Source organism: Umezawaea sp. NPDC059074, from assembly GCF_042738955.1.
GTDB lineage: Bacteria > Actinomycetota > Actinomycetes > Mycobacteriales > Pseudonocardiaceae > Umezawaea.
Map to the genome: position 1 here is coordinate 1 of NZ_JBHYHC010000135.1, position 24,750 is coordinate 24,750.

The 24,750-nt window shown below is 70.4% G+C and carries 25 protein-coding genes; 13 read left to right on the forward strand and 12 right to left on the reverse strand.

Annotated features, from left to right (window positions below; genetic code table 11):
- Nucleotides 1-118: 118 nt before the first annotated feature.
- Genes ACFWW9_RS37985 through ACFWW9_RS38000 form a run of 4 tightly spaced genes read right to left on the reverse strand, consistent with a single transcriptional unit; the run spans nt 119 to nt 4,381 of the window.
- Nucleotides 119-1,867, reverse strand: a complete 1,749-nt coding sequence (locus tag ACFWW9_RS37985) for an aminotransferase class V-fold PLP-dependent enzyme (protein ID WP_390387295.1) — start codon at nt 1,865-1,867, stop codon at nt 119-121.
- Nucleotides 1,868-2,626 carry an amino acid ABC transporter ATP-binding protein gene (locus ACFWW9_RS37990; protein WP_390387296.1) on the reverse strand — a complete coding sequence of 253 codons (759 nt, stop codon included), beginning with the start codon at nt 2,624-2,626 and terminating at the stop codon, nt 1,868-1,870.
- Nucleotides 2,623-3,471 (reverse strand): amino acid ABC transporter permease, encoded by an 849-nt coding sequence (locus tag ACFWW9_RS37995; protein ID WP_390387297.1) that lies wholly within the window; start codon nt 3,469-3,471, stop codon nt 2,623-2,625. Before ACFWW9_RS37995 ends, ACFWW9_RS37990 begins: the two co-directional genes overlap by 4 nt.
- Nucleotides 3,461-4,381 carry an ABC transporter substrate-binding protein gene (locus ACFWW9_RS38000; RefSeq protein ID WP_390387298.1) on the reverse strand — a complete coding sequence of 307 codons (921 nt, stop codon included), beginning with the start codon at nt 4,379-4,381 and terminating at the stop codon, nt 3,461-3,463. Before ACFWW9_RS38000 ends, ACFWW9_RS37995 begins: the two co-directional genes overlap by 11 nt.
- Before the next feature lie 139 nt (nt 4,382-4,520).
- Between ACFWW9_RS38000 and trxA the strand changes: the two genes are divergently transcribed.
- The 7 genes from trxA to ACFWW9_RS38035 all read left to right on the forward strand — a co-directional run bounded on the left by trxA (nt 4,521) and on the right by ACFWW9_RS38035 (nt 8,855).
- Nucleotides 4,521-4,892: a thioredoxin gene (gene trxA, locus ACFWW9_RS38005; RefSeq protein ID WP_390387299.1), complete on the forward strand. Its 372-nt coding sequence runs from the start codon at nt 4,521-4,523 to the stop codon at nt 4,890-4,892.
- Between the two features lie 181 nt (nt 4,893-5,073).
- Nucleotides 5,074-5,472, forward strand: a complete 399-nt coding sequence (locus ACFWW9_RS38010) for a phage holin family protein (protein WP_390387301.1) — start codon at nt 5,074-5,076, stop codon at nt 5,470-5,472.
- Entirely contained in the window at nt 5,469-6,104 is a 636-nt protein-coding gene (locus tag ACFWW9_RS38015; protein ID WP_390387302.1) for a DUF3618 domain-containing protein, read from the forward strand. The genes ACFWW9_RS38010 and ACFWW9_RS38015 overlap by 4 nt, the downstream gene beginning before the upstream one ends.
- The gene (locus tag ACFWW9_RS38020) at nt 6,104-6,388 is read left to right on the forward strand and encodes a DUF4235 domain-containing protein (protein WP_390387303.1); all 285 of its coding nucleotides are present in this window, start codon (nt 6,104-6,106) and stop codon (nt 6,386-6,388) included. Before ACFWW9_RS38015 ends, ACFWW9_RS38020 begins: the two co-directional genes overlap by 1 nt.
- Nucleotides 6,389-6,606: 218 nt before the next feature.
- Complete coding sequence (locus tag ACFWW9_RS38025; RefSeq protein WP_390387304.1) at nt 6,607-7,125, forward strand: VOC family protein; 519 nt, start codon at nt 6,607-6,609, stop codon at nt 7,123-7,125.
- Nucleotides 7,126-7,170: 45 nt separating this feature from the next.
- Nucleotides 7,171-8,256, forward strand: coding sequence for an S-(hydroxymethyl)mycothiol dehydrogenase (locus ACFWW9_RS38030; protein ID WP_390387305.1), 1,086 nt, complete (start codon nt 7,171-7,173; stop codon nt 8,254-8,256).
- Nucleotides 8,256-8,855 carry an MBL fold metallo-hydrolase gene (locus tag ACFWW9_RS38035; protein WP_390387306.1) on the forward strand — a complete coding sequence of 200 codons (600 nt, stop codon included), beginning with the start codon at nt 8,256-8,258 and terminating at the stop codon, nt 8,853-8,855. The genes ACFWW9_RS38030 and ACFWW9_RS38035 overlap by 1 nt, the downstream gene beginning before the upstream one ends.
- Here ACFWW9_RS38035 and ACFWW9_RS38040 read toward each other — a convergent pair.
- On the reverse strand, nt 8,852-9,619 hold the full coding sequence (locus tag ACFWW9_RS38040; RefSeq protein ID WP_390387307.1) for an enoyl-CoA hydratase/isomerase family protein: 768 nt from the start codon (nt 9,617-9,619) through the stop codon (nt 8,852-8,854). The genes ACFWW9_RS38035 and ACFWW9_RS38040 overlap by 4 nt on opposite strands.
- 26 nt (nt 9,620-9,645) lie before the next feature.
- Here ACFWW9_RS38040 and ACFWW9_RS38045 point away from each other — a divergent pair, with 26 nt between their 5' ends.
- The 4 genes from ACFWW9_RS38045 to ACFWW9_RS38060 all read left to right on the forward strand — a co-directional run bounded on the left by ACFWW9_RS38045 (nt 9,646) and on the right by ACFWW9_RS38060 (nt 13,289).
- Nucleotides 9,646-10,731: a glycosyltransferase gene (locus ACFWW9_RS38045; RefSeq protein WP_390387309.1), complete on the forward strand. Its 1,086-nt coding sequence runs from the start codon at nt 9,646-9,648 to the stop codon at nt 10,729-10,731.
- An 83-nt stretch (nt 10,732-10,814) separates the two neighbouring features.
- Nucleotides 10,815-11,120 (forward strand): DUF6403 family protein, encoded by a 306-nt coding sequence (locus ACFWW9_RS38050; RefSeq protein ID WP_390387310.1) that lies wholly within the window; start codon nt 10,815-10,817, stop codon nt 11,118-11,120.
- Nucleotides 11,113-12,426: a hypothetical protein gene (locus ACFWW9_RS38055; protein ID WP_390387312.1), complete on the forward strand. Its 1,314-nt coding sequence runs from the start codon at nt 11,113-11,115 to the stop codon at nt 12,424-12,426. Before ACFWW9_RS38050 ends, ACFWW9_RS38055 begins: the two co-directional genes overlap by 8 nt.
- Entirely contained in the window at nt 12,423-13,289 is an 867-nt protein-coding gene (locus tag ACFWW9_RS38060) for a hypothetical protein (protein WP_390387314.1), read from the forward strand. The genes ACFWW9_RS38055 and ACFWW9_RS38060 overlap by 4 nt, the downstream gene beginning before the upstream one ends.
- Here the strand turns inward: ACFWW9_RS38060 and ACFWW9_RS38065 are convergent.
- From ACFWW9_RS38065 to ACFWW9_RS38075, 3 genes are read right to left on the reverse strand one after another with little or no spacing between them, the layout of a single operon-like run.
- Nucleotides 13,276-14,238: an NAD(P)-dependent alcohol dehydrogenase gene (locus tag ACFWW9_RS38065; protein ID WP_390387316.1), complete on the reverse strand. Its 963-nt coding sequence runs from the start codon at nt 14,236-14,238 to the stop codon at nt 13,276-13,278. The two genes, ACFWW9_RS38060 and ACFWW9_RS38065, sit on opposite strands and share 14 nt — an antisense overlap.
- Nucleotides 14,238-14,462, reverse strand: a complete 225-nt coding sequence (locus tag ACFWW9_RS38070; protein ID WP_390387317.1) for a helix-turn-helix transcriptional regulator — start codon at nt 14,460-14,462, stop codon at nt 14,238-14,240. The genes ACFWW9_RS38065 and ACFWW9_RS38070 overlap by 1 nt, the downstream gene beginning before the upstream one ends.
- Nucleotides 14,456-14,884: a hypothetical protein gene (locus ACFWW9_RS38075; RefSeq protein ID WP_390387318.1), complete on the reverse strand. Its 429-nt coding sequence runs from the start codon at nt 14,882-14,884 to the stop codon at nt 14,456-14,458. Before ACFWW9_RS38075 ends, ACFWW9_RS38070 begins: the two co-directional genes overlap by 7 nt.
- A gap of 185 nt (nt 14,885-15,069) precedes the next feature.
- Between ACFWW9_RS38075 and ACFWW9_RS38080 the strand changes: the two genes are divergently transcribed.
- On the forward strand, nt 15,070-19,290 hold the full coding sequence (locus ACFWW9_RS38080) for an FtsK/SpoIIIE domain-containing protein (protein WP_390387319.1): 4,221 nt from the start codon (nt 15,070-15,072) through the stop codon (nt 19,288-19,290).
- Here ACFWW9_RS38080 and ACFWW9_RS38085 read toward each other — a convergent pair.
- Genes ACFWW9_RS38085 through ACFWW9_RS38095 form a run of 3 tightly spaced genes read right to left on the reverse strand, consistent with a single transcriptional unit; the run spans nt 19,266 to nt 21,573 of the window.
- A complete protein-coding gene (locus ACFWW9_RS38085) occupies nt 19,266-19,877 on the reverse strand; it encodes a hypothetical protein (RefSeq protein WP_390387320.1) in 612 nt (203 codons plus the stop codon). The genes ACFWW9_RS38080 and ACFWW9_RS38085 overlap by 25 nt on opposite strands.
- A complete protein-coding gene (locus ACFWW9_RS38090; protein ID WP_390387321.1) occupies nt 19,874-21,250 on the reverse strand; it encodes a hypothetical protein in 1,377 nt (458 codons plus the stop codon). Before ACFWW9_RS38090 ends, ACFWW9_RS38085 begins: the two co-directional genes overlap by 4 nt.
- Nucleotides 21,247-21,573 carry a hypothetical protein gene (locus tag ACFWW9_RS38095; protein WP_390387322.1) on the reverse strand — a complete coding sequence of 109 codons (327 nt, stop codon included), beginning with the start codon at nt 21,571-21,573 and terminating at the stop codon, nt 21,247-21,249. The genes ACFWW9_RS38090 and ACFWW9_RS38095 overlap by 4 nt, the downstream gene beginning before the upstream one ends.
- A gap of 106 nt (nt 21,574-21,679) precedes the next feature.
- On the opposite strand from ACFWW9_RS38095, the gene ACFWW9_RS38100 reads away from it, so the two are divergent.
- The gene (locus ACFWW9_RS38100) at nt 21,680-23,089 is read left to right on the forward strand and encodes a protein kinase (RefSeq protein ID WP_390387323.1); all 1,410 of its coding nucleotides are present in this window, start codon (nt 21,680-21,682) and stop codon (nt 23,087-23,089) included.
- Here the strand turns inward: ACFWW9_RS38100 and ACFWW9_RS38105 are convergent.
- On the reverse strand, nt 23,086-24,750 hold a 1,665-nt coding region (locus tag ACFWW9_RS38105), incomplete at its 5' end, for a DUF3488 and transglutaminase-like domain-containing protein (RefSeq protein WP_390387325.1). The two genes, ACFWW9_RS38100 and ACFWW9_RS38105, sit on opposite strands and share 4 nt — an antisense overlap.

Consider the following 24,750-nt stretch of genomic DNA (forward strand, 5'->3'; position numbering starts at 1 on the left):
CGAAGCGCCTTCGCACCCGTTTTGTCTTGTCAAGGCATCTTTCCCGCCTTGACAAGACAAAACGGGTGTTGAAATAATTGCGCGAGCGGGGTGGGGAGAAACCCTCGCACGGTTCCCCTCAAGCCTTAGCAACCCCCCGAATCTCATTCAAGTAATTATAAATCGTATACCGAGTAACATCCAACGCCCCAGCCAAATGATCAACAGAATCCTTGATCAAAAAATACCCGGCATCATCCAACACCCGCACCACAGCCGACTTGTGCACCTTCTTCATCAACGCCACAGGCACATCGACATCCGCCACAGCCCGCTCCACCAACAACCGCTGCAACGTATCCACATCCCCAGGAAACGCCTCAACCACCCTCTCAGCCCGCCCCACCACAGCCTGATCGGAGTTCACACACAAACACCCCACAGCCACCCCACCCGCATCCCGCAGGAACACGGTCGACGACCGAATAACCCGCCCATCAGGCGCATACGTCTCATAGTTGGTCAAATCCTGCGTGGTCCCCCGCCGCACCAACCCCAACAACAGATCCGTCATAGGCCCACCAACATCACGCCCGGTCAAATCCCCAGCGATGGCCACGATCGAGTTCGGCAACGCCCCCAGGTCGTGCAGCACAACTTCAGTCCCAGGCCCCAACGCCGCAGCCAGACTGTTCACGGTAGGCACCAACGCCGCCAACACATCCGCCCCACCCGACACCTGCTCGATCTCCCGCCGCCCAGACGCCCCAGACGCCCCAGGCACCCCAGCCCGCCGCAACCCCCGCAACGCAGCCGCAAACCGCCCAATACTCGCGTCCGTAGTAGACGCGTGCGGCGTAATCCGCACATGCTCCGGCCGCACAGTCGCAGTCACCCCGGCATCCACCAACGCCGCCCCCACCACAGAAGCCGGATGATCCGCCAACGAGAACGCCAAAATCCCAGCCCGACGCTCCTGCGCCGAAACCACCTCCCCTCCAGCCTCCACCACCACAGCGGCCACCTCGTCCAACCGCTCGGCGATCCGCCCCCCGATAGCCGAAACCCCACCAACCTCGACCAGTTCCAACGCCTGCGCCAACGCCCCAGCCGCCACAGGACTCAGGTTGGTGAGAGACCACCCAGCAGCCCCGTCAGCCACCGGATGCACCTCGTCATCGAACAACCCGGCATCCAAGGCCCCGGTCCACCCGGACATCACCGGCTGCAACCGCTCCAACGCCCGATCCGACAACACCATGAACCCGGTGGACCACCCGGCCCGCAACCACTTCTGCCCCCCGACCACCAGCACATCGGCCACTTCCCAGGGTTCATCGACAACCCCGAACCCCTGAATCCCGTCAACGACGAGCAGCCGATCCCCCACAACCTCCCGCAAACCACCCAAATCCGCCCGATACCCAGTACGAAAATCCACCGCGCTAACAGACACAGCAGTGGTCTCCGCAGTCAACGCCTCCCGCACAGCAGCAGGCGTCACCCACCCCCGCGAAGGCTTCATCCACCGCACAGAAGCCCGCCCAGCCCGCATCCACGGATACGTGTTAGACGGGAACTCAGCGGCGGAAACGACAACCTCCCCCACCACCCCCATCGCCACCTGGAACAACCCGGTGGACGTGTTCGGCAACAACGCCACATGATCCGTATCGCTCCGACACAACCGAGCCGCGGCCGCCTTCGCCCGCAACTCCTGCCGCATCAGATCATCCACAGTGGACGGCCCAGCCGCGGCCGACGCCTCCAACAACCGAGTCGACGTGTCGACCACGCCAAAGGAAGGCGGCCCGAACCGCCCGAAATCCAGGTACCCCTCCGGCTCGTGGAACTGGACCAGGTAGGAAGCGGGGAGCCGATTTGTCACCTAGAGCACCTTTGCGAGGAACTGCCGCGTGCGCGGATGTTGCGGATTGTCCAGCACCTCCCCGGCGGACCCGGACTCGACGATCGCCCCGTCCACCATGAAGGCCACGTGGTCGGCCACTTCCCGAGCGAACCCGACCTCGTGCGTCACCACGATCATCGTCATCCCATCACGGGCCAGTGCCACCATCACGTCCAGCACCTCCCCCACCAGTTCGGGGTCCAGCGCCGACGTGGGCTCGTCGAACAGCAGCACCTTCGGCTTCATCGCCAACGCCCGCGCGATGGCGACCCGCTGCTGCTGCCCACCCGACAGCTCCCGCGGATAAGCAGCACCCCGATCCCCCAACCCGACCCGCGTCAACAACTCCAAGGCCTCCTGCCGAGCCTCGGCGCGCGGCCGCCCCAACACCTGGATCGGCCCCTCGGTCACGTTCTCCAGCGCCGTCCGGTGCGGGAACAGGTTGAACCGCTGGAACACCATCCCGATGTCCCGCCGCTGAGCCGCCACCTCCCGTTCCGGCAGCTCGTGCAGCTTCCCGCCCTTCAGCACGAACCCCACGGGGTGCCCGGCGACCCAGATCCGCCCCGCGTCGATCGTCTCCAGGTGGTTCACGCACCGCAGGAACGTGCTCTTCCCCGCCCCGGAAGGCCCGAGCAGGCACACGACCTGCCCCTCCTCCACCTCCAGGTCCACCCCGCGCAGCACCTCGGTGGACCCGTACGACTTCCGCACCCCGTGCGCCCGTACGAGAGTCATCGGACACCCTTCCCGTAAGCGCGCTCCAGGTAGTACTGCCCGACGTTGGCCACGCTGACCACGATCAGGTACCAGAGGGCCGCCGCGATCAGCGTCTCCATGATCTCCAGGTTCCCCGACGAGATCCGGTTGGCCGCGTGGATCAGCTCCAGGAACCCGATCACCGAGGCCATCGACGTGCCCTTCAGCATGTTGATGAAGTTGTTCCCGGTCGGCGGGATGATCACCCGCATCGCCTGCGGCAGCACGACCCGCCGGAACGTCTTCCCCGGCGTCATCCCGATCGCCTTGGCGGCCTCGATCTGACCGGGGTCCACGCTGTTGAGCCCGGCGCGGACGATCTCCGCCATGTACGCGCTCTCGTTCAGCCCCAGCCCGAGCAGCGCGGCCACGAACGCCGTGATCAGCACGTTCGTCGGCTCGTGCAGCACGAACGCGTCGGTGAACGGCACCGGGATGGAGATGAACTTGAACACCAGGGCCAGGTTGAACCACAGCAGGATCTGCAACAGCACCGGCAGCCCGCGGAACAGCCAGATGTACCCCCACGCGAACCACCGGGCCACGGGGTTGGGCGAGCGCCGCAGCAGCGCCAGCAGCACGCCCAGCACGATCGCCCCGGCCTGCGCGCACACCGCCAGCACGACGGTGTTCACCAGGCCGTTGAGCATGATCTCGTGGGTGAAGAAGCCGGGCACGTCCTCGTAGAGGATCTGCGCGTCGGCCAGCGCCACCACGAGCACCGCGAGCAGGGCCAGGATCAGCGCCCCGACGACCCACCGCCCCCAGTGCCGGATCGGGACGACCTGGAGGTCGTCCTCGACCGACGACGACTCACTTGCCATTGACGGTCACCTTCGTGATCGCGCCCTGGGCGACGTCCCACTGCGCCAGGATCTTGCCGTAGGTGCCGTCGTCCACCAGCGCCTGCAACGCCGCCTGGACCGACTTCGTCAGCTCCGGGTTGGCCTTGTTCACGCCGATGCCGTACGGGCCGCCGTTGATCGGGTCGGCCTTCACGACCTCGAAGTACTCGCCCTTGCCCGCGGTCTGCGCCACGTACACGGCGGTCGGCAGGTCGTTGAGGATCGCGGCGACGCGGCCGGTCCGCAGCTGGTTCTGGTTCTGCGTGTCGCTGTCGGTCGAGGTCACGGTCACCTCGTCCTTGCCAGCCGCGACGCACTTCGTGCTCTGCTCCTTGGCGTAGGCCTCCTGGCTGGTGCCGAGGTTGACCGCCACGCCCTTGCCGCACAGGTCGTCGGGCCCCTTGACCCCGCTGGGGTTGCCCTTCTGGACCATGATCGTGATGCCGGACGTGAAGTAGTCGACGAAGTCGATCGTCTGCTGCCGCTCGGCGGTGTCGTTCATCGCCGCCATGGTCAGGTCGATCCGGCTGGACTGGAGGCTGGTGATCAGCGAGCTGAACGCCATGTCGCTGTACTCGACCTTCAGCCCCAGCTTCGCCGCGATGGCCTTGGCGAGGTCGACCTCGGAGCCCATCTCGGTCTTGCCGTCCGGCGCGTAGAAGTTGTTCGGCGGGTTCTGGATGTTCGACCCGATCTTCAGCGTCCCGGCCGACGCGATGGCGGCGGGCAGACCGGCCGCGAGCGCGTCGTCCTTCTTCACCGCCGCCACGATCGACTCGGTGGACGGCTGGGGTCCACCGGACCCCGCGGGTGGGGCCGCGTCCTCGTTGCCGCAGGCCACCAGGGTGGACAGCACGAGCGCGGACACGGCTAGCCAACGGATCTGCACGGCGCCTCCAGGTGTGGTGGCGAAAAGCTACAACTCCTTGTTGAAGAAGTCCACAGCCAGTTGAAGTGAACCGGGGAATCTCACGGCTCGTTCGTTCGTTGAACACGGCAGAAGGACTGCTGTCGAGCTAGGAGGACGCATGGCCACGGTGGAGCTGACCACGAAGAACTTCGACGAGGTCGTCGGTGGTTCGGACATGGTCCTGGTCGACTTCTGGGCCTCGTGGTGCGGTCCGTGCCGCCAGTTCGCGCCGGTGTTCGACAAGTCTTCCGAGAAGCACGGTGACATCGTGTTCGGCAAGGTCGACACGGAGGCGCAGCAGGAGCTGGCCGCGACGTTCCAGGTCAGGTCCATCCCGACGCTGATGATCGTGCGGGACGGCGTCGTGCTCTACGCGCAGCCGGGCGCACTGCCCGAGTCCGCGCTCGAGGACCTGATCGACCAGGCCCGCAAGGTCGACATGGACGAGGTGCGCAAGGAGGCCGAGGCCCAGCAGGCCGCGGCCGAGTAAGCGCGCCGGAAGGCCGACCGGGGCTGCTTCGCGCTCCGGTCGTCCCTCGTGACGTGCCGAGGCGGGACGGGGATAAACCCCGGCCCGCCTCTTCGTGCTGTCCACAAGGGACCCCGCTCACGCCCGAGGGGGTTGACCTCGGCTGTCGCGGGTAACCCGTCTCCAGAGAGAGGAGGCGGTCATGGACAGCACAGTGCGTGAAGCGTCGACGGCCCAGCTCGTCGGGCAACTGTCGGAACAGGTCAGCAGGCTGGCGCGGGAAGAGATCAAGCTCGCCGTCGCGGAAGTGCAGAGCAAGGGCAAGAAGGTCGGTGTGGGAGCCGGTCTCTTCGGTGGTGCGGGCGTGCTCGCGTGGTTCGGCGTCATGGCGCTCATCGCGGGACTCGTGCTGCTCCTGGCGACGGTGATGGCGCCGTGGCTGGCCGCCTTCGTCGTCGCGGCGGGCGTGTTCGTGATCGCCGCGATCGTGGCGCTGGTGGGCAAGAAGCAGCTCGCCAAGGGCACTCCACCCATTCCGGAAGAGGCGATCGAGGGCGTCAAGCAGGACGTCGCCGTGGTCAGCGAGAGGGCACACCGATGAGCGGCCAGAAGGACGTCCCCACCGACCCGGACGCGTTGCGCGCCGACATCGAGAACACCCGCAGGGAACTCGGTGACACCGTGGAAGCGTTGGCGCACAAGGCCGACGTGCCCGCCCGCGTGAAGGCGAAGGGCCGGGAGACCGCCGCCAAGGCGACCGACAAGGCCGCCGCCGTCGGCGAGCAAGCGGCCGACGCGGCGCAGCAGATCAAGGCCAAGGGCCAGGAAACCGCCGCCAAGGCAGGCGAAACCGCCGCGGCCGTCGGCGAGAAGGCCGCGGAAACGGCGCAGCAGGTGAAGGTCAAGAGCCAGGAGACCGCCGCGGCGGTGGGCGAGAAGGCCGCCGAGACCGCCCAGCAGGTGAAGGCCGCGGCCGCGCAGGCCGTGGACGCGATCCCGCCGCAGGTCAAGGTGAAGGCCGACGAGGCGCGGGCGAAGGCGTCCGAGGCAGCGGCGCACGTGGCCGACGCGATCCCGCCGCAGGTGAAGGCGAAGGCGGCCGAGGTCGTCGACTCGCTGCCGGAGCCGGTGGCGCAGCGGGTCGAACTGGCCCGCAAGCACCCGGCGGCCACGGCGGCGATCGTCGCGGCGGCCGTGTTCGTGCTGTGGAAGCTCGTCCGCGGGAGGGCGTGATGACCAAGCTCCTCTACAAGCCGCTCGGGCTGCTGGTGAGCGTGCTCGGCGGTGTGCTGGCCGGCGCCGCGTTCGGCCAGGTGTGGAAGCTCGTGACCGGCGAGAAGGAAGCCCCGAGCCCGACGCAGCAGGACCGCACGTGGTCCGAGGTGCTGCTGGCCGCGACCGTGCAGGGCGCGATCTTCGGACTGGTCAAGGCCGCCATCGACCGCGGCGGCGCGACCGGTTTCGACAAGTTGACCGGCGAGTGGCCCGGCGACAAGCGGGACATGGACGCGAAGTAGTCGAACGCCGAAGCCCCGGTCCGCGCGTGCGGACCGGGGCTTCGCGCTGTCCGGGAGCACCCGGTTGGAGGTCTTGACAGCGGGGCCGACGGAGCGCAGTTTGTTGCGTGTGACGGAACGCTGTGCGTGCTGCGCAACGCTCGACGGCCAGGCAAGAACTTGAACACGCAACTACCATGGCCGGTGGCCCGCACGACCAGCGACCGGAGGAGCACTCCATGCCACAGCCAGAAGGCGCCGAACTCGAAGCCGTTCGCGCGCGCCGCGACGACCTGCGGACCCAGTACCTCAAGCCGCTCGCCGACCGCGGCCCCTCGCCCACGCGGGGCGTGCACCACATCGCGCTGATCTGCCGCGACGTGGAGACGACGATCAAGTTCTACCAGGAGTTCCTCGGGTTCCCCCTGGTGGAACTGGTGGAGAACCGCGACTACGCGGGCTCCAGCCACTTCTTCTTCGACATCGGCCACCGCAACCTGCTGGGGTTCTTCGACTTCCCCGGCCACGACCACCCCGACTTCAGCGAGACCATCGGCGCGGTGCAGCACCTCGCGCTGTCGGTGTCCGCGGAGCAGTTCGACGCGGCGAAGGCCACGTTGGACGCGGAGGGTGTGGAATACCTGGGTCCGGACCGCGGGGTCGACGACAGCCTCTACTTCCGCGACCCGAACGGCGTCGGCATCGAGTTCTACCGCGAGGACCTGGGTGTCTTCGACGGCGAACGCCTGGTTGACTGATCGACTTCACCGGTACGACGAGGTACAGCGGAAACGGAGGACGACGTGGCGCAGGAAGTCAGCGGCGTGATCGCTCGGGGCAAGGGGCAGCCGGTCGAGTTGACCACGATCGTGGTCCCCGACCCCGGCCCCGGCGAGGCGGTGGTGCGCGTGCAGGCCTGCGGCGTCTGCCACACCGACCTGCACTACCGCGAGGGCGGCATCAACGACGACTTCCCGTTCCTGCTGGGTCACGAGGCAGCGGGCATCGTGGAGCAGGTCGGTGAGGGCGTCACGGACATCGAGCCGGGCGACTTCGTCGTGCTGAACTGGCGCGCGGTGTGCGGGTCGTGCCGGGCGTGCAAGCGCGGCAAGCCGTGGTACTGCTTCAACACCCACAACGCGGCCCAGCCGATGACGCTGACGGACGGCACGAAGCTGTCCCCCGCGCTCGGCATCGGTGCGTTCGTGGAGAAGACGCTCGTGCACTCCGGCCAGTGCACCAAGGTCGACCCGTCCGCCCGCCCGGCGGCCGTGGGCCTGCTGGGCTGCGGCGTCATGGCGGGTGTCGGCGCGGCCATGAACACCGGCAACGTCGGCCGCGGCGACTCGGTGGCGATCATCGGCTGCGGTGGCGTCGGTGACGGCGCGGTCGCGGGCGCTCGCCTCGCGGGCGCGGCGAAGATCATCGCCGTGGACACCGACCCCCGCAAGCTGGAGTGGGCCAAGGGCTTCGGCGCCACGCACTTCGTCAACGCCCGCGAGGTGGACGCGGTCGAGGCGATCAAGGAGCTGACCGACGGCTTCGGCGCGGACGTCGTGATCGACGCGGTCGGCCGCCCGGAGACGTGGAAGCAGGCGTTCTACGCCCGCGACCTGGCGGGCACCGTGGTCCTCGTCGGCGTTCCCACGCCGGACATGACGATCGAGATGCCGCTGATCGAGTTCTTCGGCCGCGGCGGCTCGCTCAAGTCCAGCTGGTACGGCGACTGCCTGCCCAGCCGCGACTTCCCGATGCTCGTCGACCTGTACCAGCAGGGCCGGTTCGACCTCGACGCGTTCGTCAGCGAGGAGATCGAGCTCGGCGGCGTCGAGGCCGCGTTCGAGAAGATGCACAAGGGCGAGGTCCTGCGCTCGGTGGTGGTCTTCTGATGCGGGTCGACCACGCCGTCACCTCCGGCACGTTCTCGCTCGACGGCCAGACCTTCGACGTCGACAACAACGTGTGGGTGCTGGGCGACGACGCGGAGTGCGTGGTGATCGACGCCCCGCACGACGTGGACGCGATCCTCAAGGTCGTGGACGGCCGTAGGGTCGTCGCGATCCTGGCCACGCACGCGCACGACGACCACGTGCGGGTCGCCCCGGCGCTGTCCGAGGCGACCGGCGCGCCGGTGCTGCTGCACCCGGCCGACCGGGTCGTCTGGGACCTGACCCACCCGGACCGCGCGCCGGACGGCTCGTTGGAGGACGGGCAGGTCATCACGGTCGGCGGTGGCGACGTCCACGTGCTGCACACGCCGGGCCACGCGCCCGGCGCGGTGTGCTTCCACGTGCCGTCGCTGGGGGTCGTCTTCACCGGCGACACCCTGTTCCAGGGCGGGCCCGGCGCGACCGGTCGGTCCTATTCGGACTTCGACACCATCGTCGCGTCGATCAAGGCCCGGTTGCTCTCCCTGCCACCGGACACCGTCGTCCACACCGGACACGGCGACAGCACGACCGTCGCCGCCGAGGTCGCGAACGTCTAGAAGTTCGGCGCCCGCTTCTCCAGGAACGCCGCGACTCCTTCGGCGTACTCGGCGCTGTGCACGGCCTCGTCGTAGAGGGCGTGCACAGCGCTGTCCTCCTCGTGCTGCCCGTCGGTGATCAGGTTGACGATCGTCTTCGCCCCGCGCAGGCTCACCTGCGCCCGCGACGCGATCGTCTCGGCCAGCTCCTTCACCCGCGCGTGCACGGCCTCGGGCTCGTGGACCTCGTTGACCAGCCCGATCCGCAGCGCCGTGTCGGCGGGGATGATCTCGCCGCTGAACAGGATCTGCTTGGCCCACGCGGGCCCGACCACGTCCACGAGCCGCTTGGTGGACGTGAAGTTGTAGACGATCCCCAGCTTCGCGGGCGTGATGCCGAACCGCGCGCCGGACTCGGCGATCCGGATGTCGCACGCCAGCGCCATCTCGCACCCGCCGCCGACGCAGAACCCGCTGATGGCGGCGATCGTCGGCTTGCCGAGCGTCGCGATCGCCCGTTCCCCGGCGTGCACGGCCTCGCCGTACTTCGCGGCCCCGTCCGCCCCCGCGCGCAACGTCGTGAACTCGCCGATGTCCGCGCCCGCCGAGAAGTGCGCCCCGCCTTGGAGGACCAGCACGCGGACCTCGTCGTCGTGCCGCACGAGGTCGAGCAGACCGGGCAGGGCGGACCACATCGCGTAGCTCATGGCGTTGCGCTTGGCGGGCCGGTCGATCGTCAGGGTGGCGACGGGACCGGCTGTGTCGAGGATCAAGTGCTCACTCACGCGGCGAGACTACTAGCCTTCCCGACATGCGAATCCTGCTGGCCACAACGTCCGGAGCTGGGCATTTCGGACCCCTGCTGCCCTTCGGGGCGGCGTTGCGCGCTCAAGGCCACGAGCTGGCGGTGGCCGCTCCCCGGTCGTTCGCCGCGGCCGTCGAGCGCGCCGGCTACCCCTACCTGCCGTGCGACGACGTGCCCCCGGAGGAGTTGGCCGCCGTCTACGCGGGCGCCGCCGAACTGCCCGTCGAGGAGCAGAACCAGCGCGCCGCGCAGGTGTTCAGCTCGCTGGCCCCGCGCGCGATCCTGCCGGGCATGCTCGACGCCTTCACCACCTGGCGTCCCGACCTGCTGATCCGCGAGTTCGGCGAACTGGGGTCGTTCATCGCCGCCGAGGCCAACGGCGTGCCCCAGATCCAGGTGATGATCGGGTTGCGGAAGTTCTACGACCGGACGTTCCCCGCGATCCGGCAGTACCTCGGCCCGCTGGCCGAGGAGCACGGCGTGTCCGTGGACCGGTTGCACGACCTGCCGACCGCCGGGCAGCTGCCGCTGTCGTTCGAGGAGCCCGGCGAGGGCATCGAGGTGCACCGCTTCCGCGCGCCCGCCGAACCCCCGCTGCCCCCGGTCGAGCCCGACCTGGTCCACGTCTCGTTCGGCACCGTGTCCTCGTCGATCCCGTTCGCCGCCAAGGCGTTCCGGGTCGTGGTCGAGGAGTTGGCCGCGCTGCCGATCCGGCTGCTGGTCACGATCGGCGACGGCGGCGACCCGGCCGAGTGGACGTGGGTGCCGTCGAACGTGCGGGTGGAGAAGTGGATCCCCCAACGCGAAGCACTGCACGGCGTGGCCGCGTACGTCACCCACGGCGGCATGGGGTCCGTCCTGGGCTCGCTCACGGCAGGCGTGCCGATGGTCGTGGTGCCGCAGTTCGCCGACCACCCGGACAACGGGGCACGGGTGGAGGCGCTCGGCGCGGGCCTGTGCGTGCCCGCCGACGAGGTGGCGGCCGCGGTGCGACGGGTGCTGGACGAACCCTCGTTCCGTGAGGCCGCGGGCCGGGTGGCGGCGGAGATCGCCGCGCTGCCCGAGGCGGGCGAGGTGCTCCGGCTGGGGTGAAACCGGCGGCGATCGGCGGGCGTCCAAGCGGTCGTGCAGAATCGCATCACCCGCCGATGCAGTCGATGTGGAGTGGCGTACGGATGTCGTGGCTGATCTGGGCGATCGGCGCCGTCGTGCTCTCCGCCGCGGGCTTCGCCACCGCGTACGTGCCCTGGTGGCGAGCCCGTGACCTGCGCCGACGCACCGCGTGGTCGGCCGCGCGGGCGGCGATCGAGAGCGCGGCGGTGAGCCGGGACGCCTCGGCGAAGCGCGTCGAGGAGGCCGAGGAGCTGCTCGCGAGGGCCGAGTCGATCGCGGCCGACCGGGGCGGGGAGAGCGCGGCGGACATCGCGGCCAACTACGCCCGGCGCGCCGACCGGCTCTGGCGGGAGGCGGCCCGTGGCTAGGACCGGGTGGCTGCGGTGGGGCTCGCTCGGCGTGGCCGTGCTGGTGCTGGTGGTGTTCCTGGTGGCGCAGCGGCAGAGCGTGGACGTGAGCTACGGGCAGTCGCCGTCGTCGTCCGGCACGGTCGAGGAGGGCTCGGCCGGTGAGCTGAGCGACGCGACCGTGCCGTCGGTGGAGGAGATGTCGGCACTGGTCAAGGCGTCGCCGGTGGTGCGGCTGCCCGGCTCGACCGCGTACTGGGACGAGGCTCGGGTGAACGCGGTGATCGGGGACGCGCACATCCTCGTCGCCCCGCCCGGCCTGGACGAGGCCGAGCGCGGCCGCGTGCGGGACGTGGAGGAGGCCGGGATCCGGGTGATCGGCACCGAGGTGACCGGCGGGGCGTACCAGGCGACGGCCGACACGCTGCCGGACTGGCGGGCCCAGTTCGCGACCGGTGACGTGACGAACCTGCTGGTGACGCTCGCGGCCGGGATCGCGAAGCGGCCGACGCCTCCGGACGTGGACGGGTTCCGGTGGCGGGAGCCGACCGCCGCGGAGGTCGAGCCCGTCGCGGCCGACCTGCGGGCGTCCGGGCTGCACGTCGCCGCCGGGGCGACGCTGGCGAAGGTGCCGGACTCGGCGAAGACGGCGTTCCCGGACGGGGCGCTGTACGTGGCGCTGCCGCGGCAGCCGTACGGCGAACCGGTGCCGAACTTCGGGCCCGCGCTGGTGAAGCTGTTCCCGGACAAGCCGATCGTCGTGCTGTACGGCGAGTGGATCGAGTACCACGGGCCGCGGGAGGCGGACTTCGCGAGCGTCGCGGCGGCGAGCTTCTACGGCCAAGCCGCCGACCGGATCTCCCGGTACGCCTACCCGCAGGGCAACGTGCTGCACGCCTACCTGAACCGGGTGACCGACGTGCGGTACGCGGGCCTGTTCGACCGGCCGCTGCCCTACGTGCCGCTCGACCCGCTGCGGGTGGCGCTGCCCGCGCTGCCGTGGCTGTTCGCCGCGTGCGCCGCGGTGTTCCTCGCGCTGTCCGCGACCTCGTTGCGCCGCAAGGCCTTCACCACCACCGGCACGCCCGCGCGGCTGGCCGGGCTGACGGCGTTGGCGATCGAGGTGTCCGGGCTGTCGCACGACCCGTCGGTGGTGCGCGGCATCGCCAAGCTGACCGCGGCGAGCGAGGCGCTCGCCGAGAACCTGCCCGACCAGCACGTCCGCGGCCTGCTCGACGGGGCGTCGCGCGATCTCGACGAGGTCGCGCGAGCGTTGGGGCGCAACGACTACCTGTCCGACGTCTACCTCCGGGGGCGGGTCGCGTGAGGAAGTTCCTCGGCAGCGCGTTCGGCGCGGCCGTGCTGGCGTGCCTGGTGCTCGCGGGCTGGGCGCTGTGGTCCGGCGGGGTGCTCGACGGGCCGATCGCCCGCCAGGTCCGGTCGGCGTCGGTGTACGCCGCGCCGGGCGTCGACCTGGACCTGGCCGCCGCCGAGCGGATCGTCGGCAACCGCAGGCTGGTCGTCGCGTTCCTGAAGCCGGACGCCGACCTGCGCGACGCGTGCGCGAGCGTCCACGGCGCCGCGGACGGCACCCTCGCGCTGATGCTCAAGCGCGACGGCGACGACTACGACAAGTACGCGTGCGCGCTGCTGCCCGGCGTCGACGACGAGAACTTCGGCAAGGCGTTCGTGGCCGAGACGATGATCGGCAGCGGCATCGACGAGTTCCTCGACCGCCCGCTCGACGCGCTCAAGGTCATCGCCGTCAGCTACGACCGCCTGGTCCGGACCGGAGCCGTGCCCGACGGGGCCCGCACGATCAGCCCGTCGCTCCCCCGGTACCTGGTCGCCGCCGCGGCCCTGCTCGCCGTCGTCGTCGGCGCGGCCGGGCTCTACCTCGGCGCCCGCCGCGCGGGCCGGATGACGGCGGTCCGCCGGGACCGCATGGACGCCGCCACCGACGACCGCAGCGCCCTGAACGCGAGCGCGACCGTGCTGGCCCAGCAGATCATCGACCTGGACGGGCGGTACCGGAGGGGAACGGCGGCGTTCGACGGGAAGTACCGGAAGCTCACCACGGAGTACGCGGGCCTCCTGGAGGCCATCGCCGTGGGTCGCACGAGCACGGCGACGCTGACCGCGCGGGTCGAGGCGCTGTCGCGGAAGGCCACTGTCCTCAAGGGACGGTGAGGACGGACTTCCCCGCGGTGTGGCCGAGTTCGAGGTAGCGCACGGCGTCCGCGGCGGCGCTGAGCGGGAACGTGCGGTCGATCACCGGCCTGAGCTTCCCCGCCTCGACGAGGTCGGCGAGCAGCACCAGGTCGGCGGTGGGCTGCGTGGCGAACAGCGAGCGCAGCCGTTGGCCGATGAACGGCGACAGCAGCAACGCCCGCAGCTGGCGGTCGATCCCCTGGAACGCCTTACCGCCGCCTTCACCGCCGACGAGCACCAGCGTGCCCTTGGGCGTGAGGGCTTGGCGCAGGCGGTGGAGCGGCCGGTTGCCCGCCGTGTCGAGGATCAGGTCGTAGCCGCCGCCGAACTCCTCGCGCGTGTAGTCCACGACGTCGTCCGCGCCGAGCGAGCGGACCAGTTCCACCTTGCCGGTGCCGCACACGCCCGTGACGGACGCGCCGAACACCTTCGCCAGCTGCACCGCGTAGGTCCCGATGCCGCCGCCCGCGCCGATGACCAGGACCCGTTGCCCCGCGGCGACCTTCCCGGCGCCGCGCAACGCCTGGAGCGCCGTGCACGCCGACACCGGCACCACCGCCGCCTGCTCGAAGGTGAGGGTCGACGGCTTCGCGACGAACCGCTCCTCCTTGCCCACGGCGTACTCGGCGAACGCCCCGGAGCACGTGCCGTACACCTCGTCCCCGACCTTCAGCCGCGTCACGCCAGCCCCGACCGCCTCCACCACGCCCGCCAGGTCCAGCCCCGGCACCCGCGTCTTCGGCCGCCGCAGCCCCGACACCGCCCGTACCGGGTACGGCAGCCCCCGCGTGAGGTGCCAGACGCTGGGGTCGACCCCCGCGGCCCGCACCCGCACCCGCACCTCACCGGCGCCCGCCTCCGGTCTCTCCACGTCCTCGAACCCGAGCACGTCAGCCGACCCGTACTCGTCGTGCACGACCGCTTTCATCACTTCTCCTCTTTCGCGTACTGGAAGACGTCGTCGAGCGGAACGCCGAACACCTCGGCGATCTGAAAGGCCATTTCCAACGACGGCGAGTACCGCCCCTGCTCGATGGCGATGACGGTCTGCCGACTCACCCCGATGCGCGAGGCCAGGTCGGCCTGCGTCATCTCCTCGTGCGCGAACCGCAGCGACCTGATCGAGTTCGTGACCCGAGTCGCCTTCACCACGGCCAGAACCCCTTGCGGTAGGCCGCCACCTTCGCCACGCACTCGGCCACCGCGGACAGCGCGAAGGCCAGGTAGAGCACGTTCGCGATCCAGAAGTACGGCGTCTCCACGAGCGCCATCACGAACGCCGCCATACCCCCCACGACGACCAACGACCGCCCCGCGTGCTCCCCGAACCGCGAGATCTCCCGATCCCGCTGGTCCATCACGTCGGCGTCCTCCGGCGAGAACGTGGCCAGCACGACGTGCAGCACGATGGTCGTGCCGATGGCGCACCCGATGGTCCACAACAACGGCGCGACGTAAGCGACGTCGACCAGCGCGATCCCCGCCGACCGCCCCAGGACGACGACCACGTAGACGGCGTAGGCGACCACCGTCACCAACCCCATCATCCAGGCGCGTTTCTCTTCGAAGGCCATGACAGCGAAGGTAAAGCAGGCCTGACACCGTGTCAAGTTTACTTAACATCATTCGGCCCTCGGACGATCCAGCGCCGCGCGAAAGGGTGAATCCGGACGACTCGCACCGGGCGAGGGGCACGAGCCCGTAGCGCGCCGAAGTCCGTCCGCGATAGGCCGGGTGGCGTACCCGTCAGGAGGACTCCTTGCTGCTGCGACTGTCGATCGACCATCCCGACGTCCCCGTCCCGTGGGACATCGGGATCGAGTGCGCGGCGGACCAGACCGTCGGCGAGGTGCTCGACCTGCTCGTGGGCGGGCTCGCCGTCACCGGCACGCCTTCCGTGGACGGCGTGCCGCTCGACCGCGACCAGGAGGTCGAGGGATCGCCGCTTCGGGACGGAGTGGTGTTGGACTGCACGTCCGCGCACCGCCGGCCGCGGCCGGCGCGGCCGGACACGCTGCTGAAGATCGTCTCAGGCCCGGACGCTGGTCGGGTCGTCGAACTCGTTCCGGGACAGGAGGTCCTGGTCGGCCGGGGGTCCGAAGTGGACCTCGCCCTGCGGGACGGCGACGTGTCCCGCAAGCACCTCGCGATCAGTCTGACCACCGCCGGAATCCAGGTCGTCGACCTGGATTCCGCCAACGGCACGAGGATCAGCCGGGACGGGTCGTTCACCGACGTCGTGAAACTGCCCGCACGCGTTCCCGTCGCGCTGCCGCCAGGTGAACGCGTCCAGCTGGGCGGCACGCGCATCGAAGCGGTCCAGACCCTCCGACGCACAGCCGAGCTGCACGGCGACGGTCGGGGCGGCTTGCTCGTGAGCCGCGCACCGCAGCCCCGATCACGCTGGAGCAGGGCGACGGTCACGCTCCCGACCCGGTCGCACGACCACGAGGAGAACCGTCCCTCGCTGCTGCTCGGTCTCGTCGGTTCGGCGGGCATGGCGGTCATGGCGTTCACCATCGGCCGCGCCATGATGCTGCTCTTCCTGGCCTGCTCGGTGCTCGTCGGGATCCTGTCGTGGTGGTTCACCAAGCGCATGGCGCGAAAGGCTCGGGAACGCCGGGAAGGCGAGTACTCCGCGAGCCTCGTCGCAGCGCAGCGGAAGCTGCACGACGCCGCCGACGACGAGGACGACCACCTCCGCGCGAAGTGGCTCGACCCGGTCACCGTCCAGCACACCGTCGAGTCCCGGAGCACCTTGCTGTGGCACCGGCGGCGAGGTGAGGAGGACTGGCTGCGCCTCCGCTTGGGCTCCAGCACGACCACACCGTCCACCGAGATCAGGGGAACCCCTCCCGACCAGTGGGAACCCGCGGGGTGGTCTCCGCCGCGCTTGGTGGACGCACCCGTCGGCGTGCAGCTGACGGACACGGGCGCGCTCGGGGTCGTCGGCAACCGGAGCCAGGTCTCGACCGTGCTGAACGACGTCCTGCTGCAAGCCGCCGCCTGCTACGGACCGGACGAGCTGAAGATCGCCGTGGTGGCGCCGGGGCACGACGAGCTGATGTGGACGAGGTGGCTGCCGCACGTGCGGCAGCCGGACTCCTCCGTGCTGGCCGCGTGGCACGTCGACGGCGTCCAGCCACTGGTCGAGTTCCTCACCGAACTCGTGCGGCAGGACGACACCGACCCGAGGGCTTCCTGGAGCACTGCGGCGACCGCACCCCACACGCTTGTCGTGCTGGTGGATGCTGGACCGCTGGTCAAGCGGCCGGACGTGCACACGCTCCTCAGCGATGGCGTGGCAGCGGGCCTGCGGTTCGTCTGCACCGACGAGAACGAGGCGCGGCTGCCGAGCGTGTGCTCCACGGTGCTGACCCTGGACGGGCCGGACTCGCGGTTGACGGCCGACGACGGCAGCACCAGGACCGTGCGACCGGACACCCTCGACTCCGCACGGGCCGAGGAACTCGCGCGCCTGCTGGCTCCGCTGCGGACGATGGGCGCCGACGGCGTCGGCGGCATCCCCGACGTGGTCCGCCTCGCGGACGTGGTGCCGGACACCTCGCGCGAAGCGATCGAGGCGGCGTGGCGGGTGCGGCCGGCCAGCACGTCGGTCGTGATCGGCGCGGACGCCACCGGCCCCTTCGCCATCGACCTCGCCGAGCACGGTCCGCACGGCGTGGTCCTCGGCATCCCCGGTTCGGGCAAGAGCGAGTTCCTGGTGTCCCTGCTGCTCGGCCTCGCCCTCGCGAACACCCCGGAGCGGCTCAACTTCCTCTTCGTCGACTACAAGGGCGGCGCGACCTTCAAGGACCTGCGCAAGCTGCCCCACTGCACCGGTGTGGTGACCAACATCAGCGGCTCGCCCACCAGGGTGCTGACGTCGTTGCGCGCCGAACTCGACCGCAGGCAGCGGCTGTTCGACCGGGCGGGCGCCGCGTACCTGGACGACTACTCCGCACGTCGGGAGGCGCACCACGACCTTCCGCCCATCGCCCGGCTGGTCGTGGTGGTCGACGAGTTCGCCGAGTTGAACGCCCGGCAGCCGGACGCGCTGGAGCAGCTGGTCTCGATCGTCCTCACCGGACGATCGCTCGGGGTGCACCTGTTGCTGGCGAGCCAGAGTTCCAACGGCATCAGCGACACGATCAAGAAGAACGCCTCGCTGGGCGTGTGCCTGAAGGTGAGCCGCACCGACAGCGACGTGGTCCTCGACAGCCCGGTCGCGTCGACGATCGGCAAGTTCCAGCACGGCAGGGCGTTCGTCCGCCGGGGCGACGAGCTGCGCCAGGTGCAGACCACGTGGGCCGCGGCTCCGGTCGGCGGCAAGCGGACCGCCACCGCGCGCGTGGTTCCGCTGCGCCACGACGACCTCGCGATGCCCGCGCAGCAGCACGCCGCTCAGCGGCGGGAAGTGCGCACCGACCTGGACGACGTCGTCGACGCGCTGGTGGCCGCCTCCGACGGCCTGCGTCCGCCGCACCCGATGTGGAGGGACCCGTTGCCGCCGGTCGTCCTGCTCGACGACCTGGTGCCCGCCCGCCACCAGCTCGTGCTGGGTCTGCGCGACCGGCCCGAACGGCAGGAGCAGGGCGAGTTCACCGTGCCGCTCGGCACGGGCCACCTGCTCGTCGTCGGTGGCGCCCAATCGGGTCGGACGTCGGCGCTGCGGGCCGTGGCCATCGGACTCGCCAAGGCCAACTCCCCTCGCGAAGCGCACCTGCACGTGATCGACTCCCACCACGCGCTCGAAGACCTGGCCGAGCTGCCCCACAGCGGCGTCGTGACCAGTGCCGACGACCGGCGGCGGGTGGACCGGCTGCTGGAGCACCTGGAGGACCTCACCCGGTCGCGGCGGCTGCTCATCTCCGAGCGCGGCGCGTCGGTCGCCGAGCAGTGGACGACGACTCCGGGCACCGCGCCCGCGCAGGTCGTCCTGCTGATCGACGGCGCCGAGGCGATCGGCCAAGCGCACGAAGCCGGGTACGAGCGGCTCGTGCGGATCATGCAGGCCGGCCAGGCCACCGGGATCACGGTGTGCCTCGCGGTGCGGGAGAACGCCGTGCGAGGAACGCTCACCAGCCAGTTCGCCCATCAGCTGTGCCTGCGCCTCACCGACAACAGCAAGGCCTCGCAGCTGGGGCTGGGCAGCAAGGTCGACACGACGGTACTGCCGCCGGGCCGCGCGTACCTGGTGTCGGACGGCAGCGAGGTGCACCTGCCCCTGCCGTCCGCAGACCTCTCGGGCGCGGGTCAGCGCAACGCCGTGCGACACGAGGTGGAGGCGGCGAAGGCGCGTTGGCGCGAGGTGGCCACAGGACCGGACCTGATCCGCGTCGACGCGCTGCCCCGTTCCCTCCCGCTGACCGAGGCGCTCGAGATGCCCGGCAGGCCGGACGGCGCGTCGTGGACCCTGCTGGGCGTCGGCGGGGACCTGCTGCGCGGCCACTGGGTCGACATGACGGCGGACAAGTGCACCGTCGTGGTGGCAGGACCTCGACGATCGGGGCGCAGCACGGCCGTGTCCGCCATGGCCGCGGCACTGGCGGCCGCAGGCTCACGGGTGGTGCTCGTGCCGTCCAGGAGTTCGGAGGCCCACGCCCACGCCGAACGCCACGGTGTCCACGTGGTGCGACCGGGAGACCTGGGCGCGGCGCTGGACGCGGGAGTGGACGTGGTCGTGGTGGACGACGCGGAAGCCACCGGGATCAGCGCAGCCGACCAGACCCGGATGTTCGCCGTCGGCGGGCCGGGCCTGATCGCGTCGGCCGACTTGGAGAAGCTCACCGGTTTCGGTCAGGGCATGGTGAAGGCGCTGTCCGGGGTGGACACCGGCATCGTCCTGTCGCCCCACCGCGGGACGTGGCTGGGAACGCAGTTCGGCAACGACGACGCGTTCAGCGGGCCACCCGGCCGCGCGTATTTCGTGCGCGACGGCGAGAAGACCGCGGGTCAGGTACCTGACGTGGCCCGCTGAAACCGCACGCTCTCCGCGACCGCCGCGAAGACCTCGCCGAACTCGGTGGCGAGGTCGGTGTTCGGCGTGGTGAACGACAGGACCGCCACCCGTTCGGTGCCGGGAAGCGGGATGAAGTACCGGCGCAGCAGGGCGGGCACAGACTCGGTCCACTCCGGACGATCGATCCGGACGACCGCGGAGGCCAGCAGGGCCGGGCCGGAGGGCAGGTCCACGGACGTGACCTCCAGGCTGGCCAGTCCCTCGCGTTCGAGCGAGGCGCGGATGGCGGGGAGGCCGGCGATCGGCGGCGACACGGCCAGGACAGCGCTGGCCGTGAGCACCAACGGAGTACCGGTGGTGCCATCGCCGATCGCCTCCGCCCAGGCACCGGCCAACAGCAGGTCGGTGCCTGCCGCCATCCTGCGCAGCTCCAGCGCGACCGGCACCGCCGCGTTGCGCAGCAAGGCCTCGTCGAAGCGGTCACCCCAGACGTCCCTGGCGGTGCGCACCAACTCCGCGGCGATGTCGGCGGCTCGCGGATCGATCTCCACCCAGCCATTGGGCAGCCGGACAGTCACGCCCGCGGGAACCTCGGTGCTCGTCATCGGAAAACCCCCACCATTCGTTCGATCGCCTGGTCCTCGACGAACTCGGTGATCTGTTGCTCGGTGTCCTCTTGGACGACGGCATGGCCCGGTGGCCGGTAGTCGGTCAGGTCGGCGTACAGGTCGTTCCCCGCTGCGTTCTTCATGCCGTTGACGACCTCCCTGCCGTTTGCCACCATGCTCACCATCTCGGCAGGACTCCGCTTGGCAACGGTGAACTCGGTCCACAGCAGCTTTCTAGCCGCACCGGACAGCGTCCGGTTGTCCGCGTAGGCGAGGCTGCGCTTGACCTGCCCGCCCAGCTCGAGGACCTTTCCTCGGACCCCTCCACCTCGAAGGCTCATCGCGCCGATCCCCAGTGCGACCCCGGCGTTCACCAGCTTGTCCGAGTGCTCGGGGTTGACCGCGGTCTGCGCCGCCCTTCCCACGAACGCGACGGCTTGCAGGCCGACTCCGATTCGCGACACCGCGCTGCCGATCGCCAGAGCGGCGGCGAAGGTGAGCGGGCCGCCCAGCAGCGCTACACCCGCGCACACGATGGTCAGGGGAAGGGCCATGTCGACGAACAGCTGCCCCACGTCCGAAAGAACGGTGAGGAACTGGTCGAACTCCTTGGACCCCAGGAACTCCTTCGTGGAGTCCCAGAACTTCGTCATCGGGTCAAGCGGTTTGATGCCCTCGTCGCTGGCCGCGTGCAGGGCTTTCTCCGCCACTCGGGCGGCGTCTTCGCGCAGTTCTTGGGCGTGCGAGCCCAGCAGTTTGGCGGCGTCGAGCCTCTTCGCGGCGGCGTCGTGCCCGCGTTGGGCGTCCTGCGCTCGCAGGTTCGCCTGGTCGCGCAGGGAGTTCGCCTGGCGGATGGTCCGCTGTTCCTGTTGCAGTTTGCGTGTTTGCTCGTCGGCGGCGATGGCGTTGCCGGTGGCCGTCGCCAACGCGAGTTGCGCAGTCGCGCCGTTGGCCCGGACGATGGCGTTGTTCACGATCGAGGCTTGCCCGCGGGCCTCGATCGTGGCGGCGTTGACGCGCTGTGCCGCGTCGTCGCGGTCGGCCGTCGCGGCCGCCGCGTCGGACTCGGCGCGCAGGGCTTCCTGCTGGGCCGAGTCGAGTCCGGAGGCGTAGGCCGTCAACGCGCCGGCGGCGTCGTGGTAACTCCGCTGGAGCAGGCCCAGGTCCGCGCACAGCTGTTCGAGGGTGAGCCGGAAGTTGTCGGCGGCGGTGCCGGTCCACGTCGCCAGGGCGCCACCCGTGGAGATGGCGCGCAGCAGTGCGCCCGCGTCCTCGGCGATCTCGGAGACGCCAGTCAGCTCGGCCGCGGAGCGGCGGACCACATCGGGTTCGCCGGGGGCCGGATTCCACCCCAGTGCGGAAAAGGTCATCGAAGCCTGCCGGGGTCGGCAGACGTCGGCGTCATGCCCGCGGCGATGTCGGAGTCCATGGTCCGGTAGGTGAGCAGGGCGGCGTCCAGCGCGGTGGCGTTGGACTCGAGGTTCTCCCGGATGCGGGCACGACCGTCCTCCCAGCGGGAGATGAAGTCCCGCAACGCGTTCGTCACCACGTGCGACCCCGATTGGGACACGTCGAGTTCCGCTGTGCGCGGTGGACGGTCGAGCCGCTCGCGGAGGTCGCGCATCTGCGCCGTCAGGGCGGCCAGCGCCTCGACGTCGACGGCGAAACCGTGGGCGGGAACTTGCTGGACCAAAGCCGGGCCTCCTCGCGCGTACGACTGCTGGATCGCGAAACGCCGCGGCCTTGTTACGGCGTGAACATCCCTGCGCACAAAGGATTTGACGGCTACGCTCTCAGGCGTGGAAGAACGGCAAAGCATCCCGAGCGTTCCGGGGGTGCGCGACCTCAGACGGATCGGCCGAGGTGGCTTCGCCACCGTCTACCGCGGTGTCCAGCTCCAGCTCGAGCGCGAGGTCGCCGTGAAGGTGTTCGACGCGACCGCGCGAAACGGCGCCGCCCGCAAGCAGTTCGAGTCCGAGTGCAAAGCGGTGGGCAGGATCCAGGACGTGGCGGTCGTGCAGGTGTACGACTCCGGACTGGTGCCCGGAACAGGGCAGCCGTTCCTGGTCATGCAGCTGTGCGTTGACTCGTTGCACGACCGCGTGACGGCGAGCGGTCCGCTGCCGCCCGCGCAAGTGGCCGACATCGGGTACTGGATGGCGATGGCGCTTCAAGGCGTGCACGGCGCGGGCCTGCTGCACCGTGACGTGTCGCCCCGCAACATCCTGTTCACCCCCAACGGGAAACCCGTGCTGTCGGACTTCGGGCTGGCCATCCGGACGGACGCGCCGGATCAGCGGCAGGACAACGCCACCTGGGCCTATGCGGCTCCGGAGACGTGGCGGAACGAACCGTCCGCGGCGTCCGACGTGTACGGGCTCGGCGCGTCCCTCCACTTCGCCTTGACGGGGCGGGCGGCCTTCGCCAAGCGTCCCGGCGAGACCGATGTGGCCTGGCAACACCGGATCCAGGAATCGACATCTCCGACGACGACCGTCGCCAATGCGTCGCCGGAGTTCACCGAGACGGTCGACCGGATGATGAGCAGGTCCGCCGAACTGCGGCCACAACCGTCCGAAGTGGCGCTACGACTGGCCCAGCACGGCGCAGAGGCGCCTCAGGCTCCACGACGTCCTGATGCCGGTCCGGACTACTCCGCACCCGCCACCGGCATGCGGCCCGGTGCGGGGGCGAGTCCGGGTGCTCCGGCCCAGCCCGCGACCGACGAAACACGCCTTCGCCCTGGTGAAGGTTCCGCGCAGGCGGCACGCCGCCCGGTCAGCAAGCCCCTCGTGGCAGGGGTGTCCGCGCTGGTGCTCCTCGTCTGCGCTGGTGCGGCGGTGGCGCTGTGGCCATCCGGGCGGACCGCCACTCCTCCACCGTCCACTTCGGCGGGCAGGCCCGCTACCGCCGATCAGATGAGCATCTCCTTCGACCAGCCCGTGGACGACGGCCCCACCGCCCAGCTCTCCTGGCGCGGCTCGGCGGGTCTCACCTACGCGGTGATCATCGCCGCAGAGGGCTCGACGGACCCGAAAACCGTTCTGGTGAAGCAGAACACCTCCTACACCGCCGAGATCGACCCGAAGCTGAAGTACTGCTTCCTCGTGCAGGGCACCGACGGCGAGCACACCGTCGAGAGCGAACCCCGCAACCTGCGCGGTGGCCGCTGCCAGGCGCTCGGAGGAACCACGACCCCAGCGGGCTAGCGACGAGGGGACAGGAGCCCACGCAGCGTGAACGCCGCGCGGATCCGCCGGGACCGCGGTCGAGTCGCGACACGCTTGCGCGCACCGTCCACCGCGCTCCACGCGCGGTCGGCGGTGTCCCGCGAGACCGGGTCCCCGGACCACAGGGCGAGGTCCACGCATCCCCGAAGTACGTGGAGATCGGCGTCCAAGCGGTCGCCGAGCACTGGTACCGCCTGCTGAGCGAGGTCCCTGACGGTCATCCCCCGTCGCACCACGACGCCGTGATCGCGCAGCAGGTCCCGTGCCTCCAGTGAAGCCCCCACCACCGCCGCGATGGGAGGACGACCGCGTCGGGCTCTGCGCCGCACGATCTTCGCCACCGGAACGGCCGCGATCCCGCCGACCAGCAGCACGGCGGCGAGCCACAGCGGCCACCAGGACCCGGCTGCGGCCGGAGGGTCGGGAACGGGCGGCGGGCCGGGGATCGGGTCACCCACGGCCACGCTGGGCTTCGGTGCTGGAGGTGTGGAGGGCGCGGGCTGAGGTGGTGCGACCTGCGTCTGGTCGCCCAGGCCGGTCTTCGCCACGGCGCCGCTGGGGTCGAGCGCGATCCAACCGCGCCCCGCGACGGGAACCTCCGGCCAGGCGACCACGTCCGCGTTGTGCACGACGTGCTCACCGGCGGCGTCCACGGCCTCGGGCTGGCGGTAGCCGACGGCGAGCCGGGCGGGGATCCCGGAGGCCCTCGCCAACACCACGTACGCGGCGGCGAACTGCTCCGTGGTCCCCCGCTTGGTCGTGCCGAGGAAGTGCAGAAGTTGCGGGTAAGCCCGGCCGGTGGGTGTGTTCTCCGCGTTGGCGAGCTTGTAGTTGTCGTGGAACCACTTCTCCAACGCCACCGCGGCGCTGAACGACGGCGCAGCCCCGTTGAGCGCGATCTTGGCCAGATCCGCCACGGCGGCGGGCGCGTCCGGGAGCGCGGCGGTCGCGGAGCCGCCGCCCAACGTCCAGGTCGAGCGGTCGCCGTCGGGAACCGCGGCCCAGGTCAGGCCGTACGTGTCCGCACCCGAGGAGGTGGCCAGCAGTGTCCCCGTGGTGGGGTCGACCACGACGTCGGCGCCGGTGACCGACCTGGTCCTCCCCGCGGTCGGCAGCCACGGCCCGGTCGGCGCGACCATCGTGATGGTGGCACTCCCCGCGACCGTCGCCGCGGTCACGGTCGGATCCGGGGCCAGCGCGCTGCCGAGGGTCCGGTACTCGCCTCCGGTGCTCCAGTTCACCCCGTCGAAGCGGTCGAACAGCGCAACCGTCCAGCGGTCCACGGCGGCGTCGGTGCGGACCCGGAACACCACGGTGTCCGGTTGTGTCAGCCGAGCACCGATCTCGTCGAGCGGGTTGGCCACCACCGCGGGCGCGGTGACGGGTGTGCGACCGTCCTTCAAGCTGAAGGAACCCCCCGGCGCGGGGATCGCCAAGAAGACGGCCGCCACACCCAGTGCGATGGCCAGCACCGGTGCCACCAGCCGCAGCCGGAAGCCCTTGGCGGAGCCGAGTTCCGCCGCCCCCACCACGAGGACGGCGACAAGCGCGTAGCCGAACGCCCAAAGCACCGCGGCCGGTCCGCCGGAGGCCTGGAAGGCTTGAGACAGCAGAACAACGGCCAGACTCGGGGCCAAGGC

Excerpts from the sequence above, each read along its gene's own strand:
- ACFWW9_RS37990 (WP_390387296.1), bottom strand. The coding sequence starts at position 2,626 with ATGACTCTCGTACGGGCGCACGGGGTGCGGAAGTCGTACGGGTCCACC.
- ACFWW9_RS37995 (WP_390387297.1), bottom strand. The coding sequence starts at position 3,471 with ATGGCAAGTGAGTCGTCGTCGGTCGAGGACGACCTCCAGGTCGTCCCG.
- trxA (WP_390387299.1), top strand. The coding sequence starts at position 4,521 with ATGGCCACGGTGGAGCTGACCACGAAGAACTTCGACGAGGTCGTCGGT.
- ACFWW9_RS38010 (WP_390387301.1), top strand. The coding sequence starts at position 5,074 with ATGGACAGCACAGTGCGTGAAGCGTCGACGGCCCAGCTCGTCGGGCAA.
- ACFWW9_RS38015 (WP_390387302.1), top strand. The coding sequence starts at position 5,469 with ATGAGCGGCCAGAAGGACGTCCCCACCGACCCGGACGCGTTGCGCGCC.
- ACFWW9_RS38020 (WP_390387303.1), top strand. The coding sequence starts at position 6,104 with ATGACCAAGCTCCTCTACAAGCCGCTCGGGCTGCTGGTGAGCGTGCTC.
- ACFWW9_RS38025 (WP_390387304.1), top strand. The coding sequence starts at position 6,607 with ATGCCACAGCCAGAAGGCGCCGAACTCGAAGCCGTTCGCGCGCGCCGC.
- ACFWW9_RS38035 (WP_390387306.1), top strand. The coding sequence starts at position 8,256 with ATGCGGGTCGACCACGCCGTCACCTCCGGCACGTTCTCGCTCGACGGC.
- ACFWW9_RS38045 (WP_390387309.1), top strand. The coding sequence starts at position 9,646 with ATGCGAATCCTGCTGGCCACAACGTCCGGAGCTGGGCATTTCGGACCC.
- ACFWW9_RS38050 (WP_390387310.1), top strand. The coding sequence starts at position 10,815 with ATGTCGTGGCTGATCTGGGCGATCGGCGCCGTCGTGCTCTCCGCCGCG.
- ACFWW9_RS38065 (WP_390387316.1), bottom strand. The coding sequence starts at position 14,238 with ATGAAAGCGGTCGTGCACGACGAGTACGGGTCGGCTGACGTGCTCGGG.
- ACFWW9_RS38075 (WP_390387318.1), bottom strand. The coding sequence starts at position 14,884 with ATGGCCTTCGAAGAGAAACGCGCCTGGATGATGGGGTTGGTGACGGTG.
- ACFWW9_RS38085 (WP_390387320.1), bottom strand. The coding sequence starts at position 19,877 with ATGACGAGCACCGAGGTTCCCGCGGGCGTGACTGTCCGGCTGCCCAAT.
- ACFWW9_RS38090 (WP_390387321.1), bottom strand. The coding sequence starts at position 21,250 with ATGACCTTTTCCGCACTGGGGTGGAATCCGGCCCCCGGCGAACCCGAT.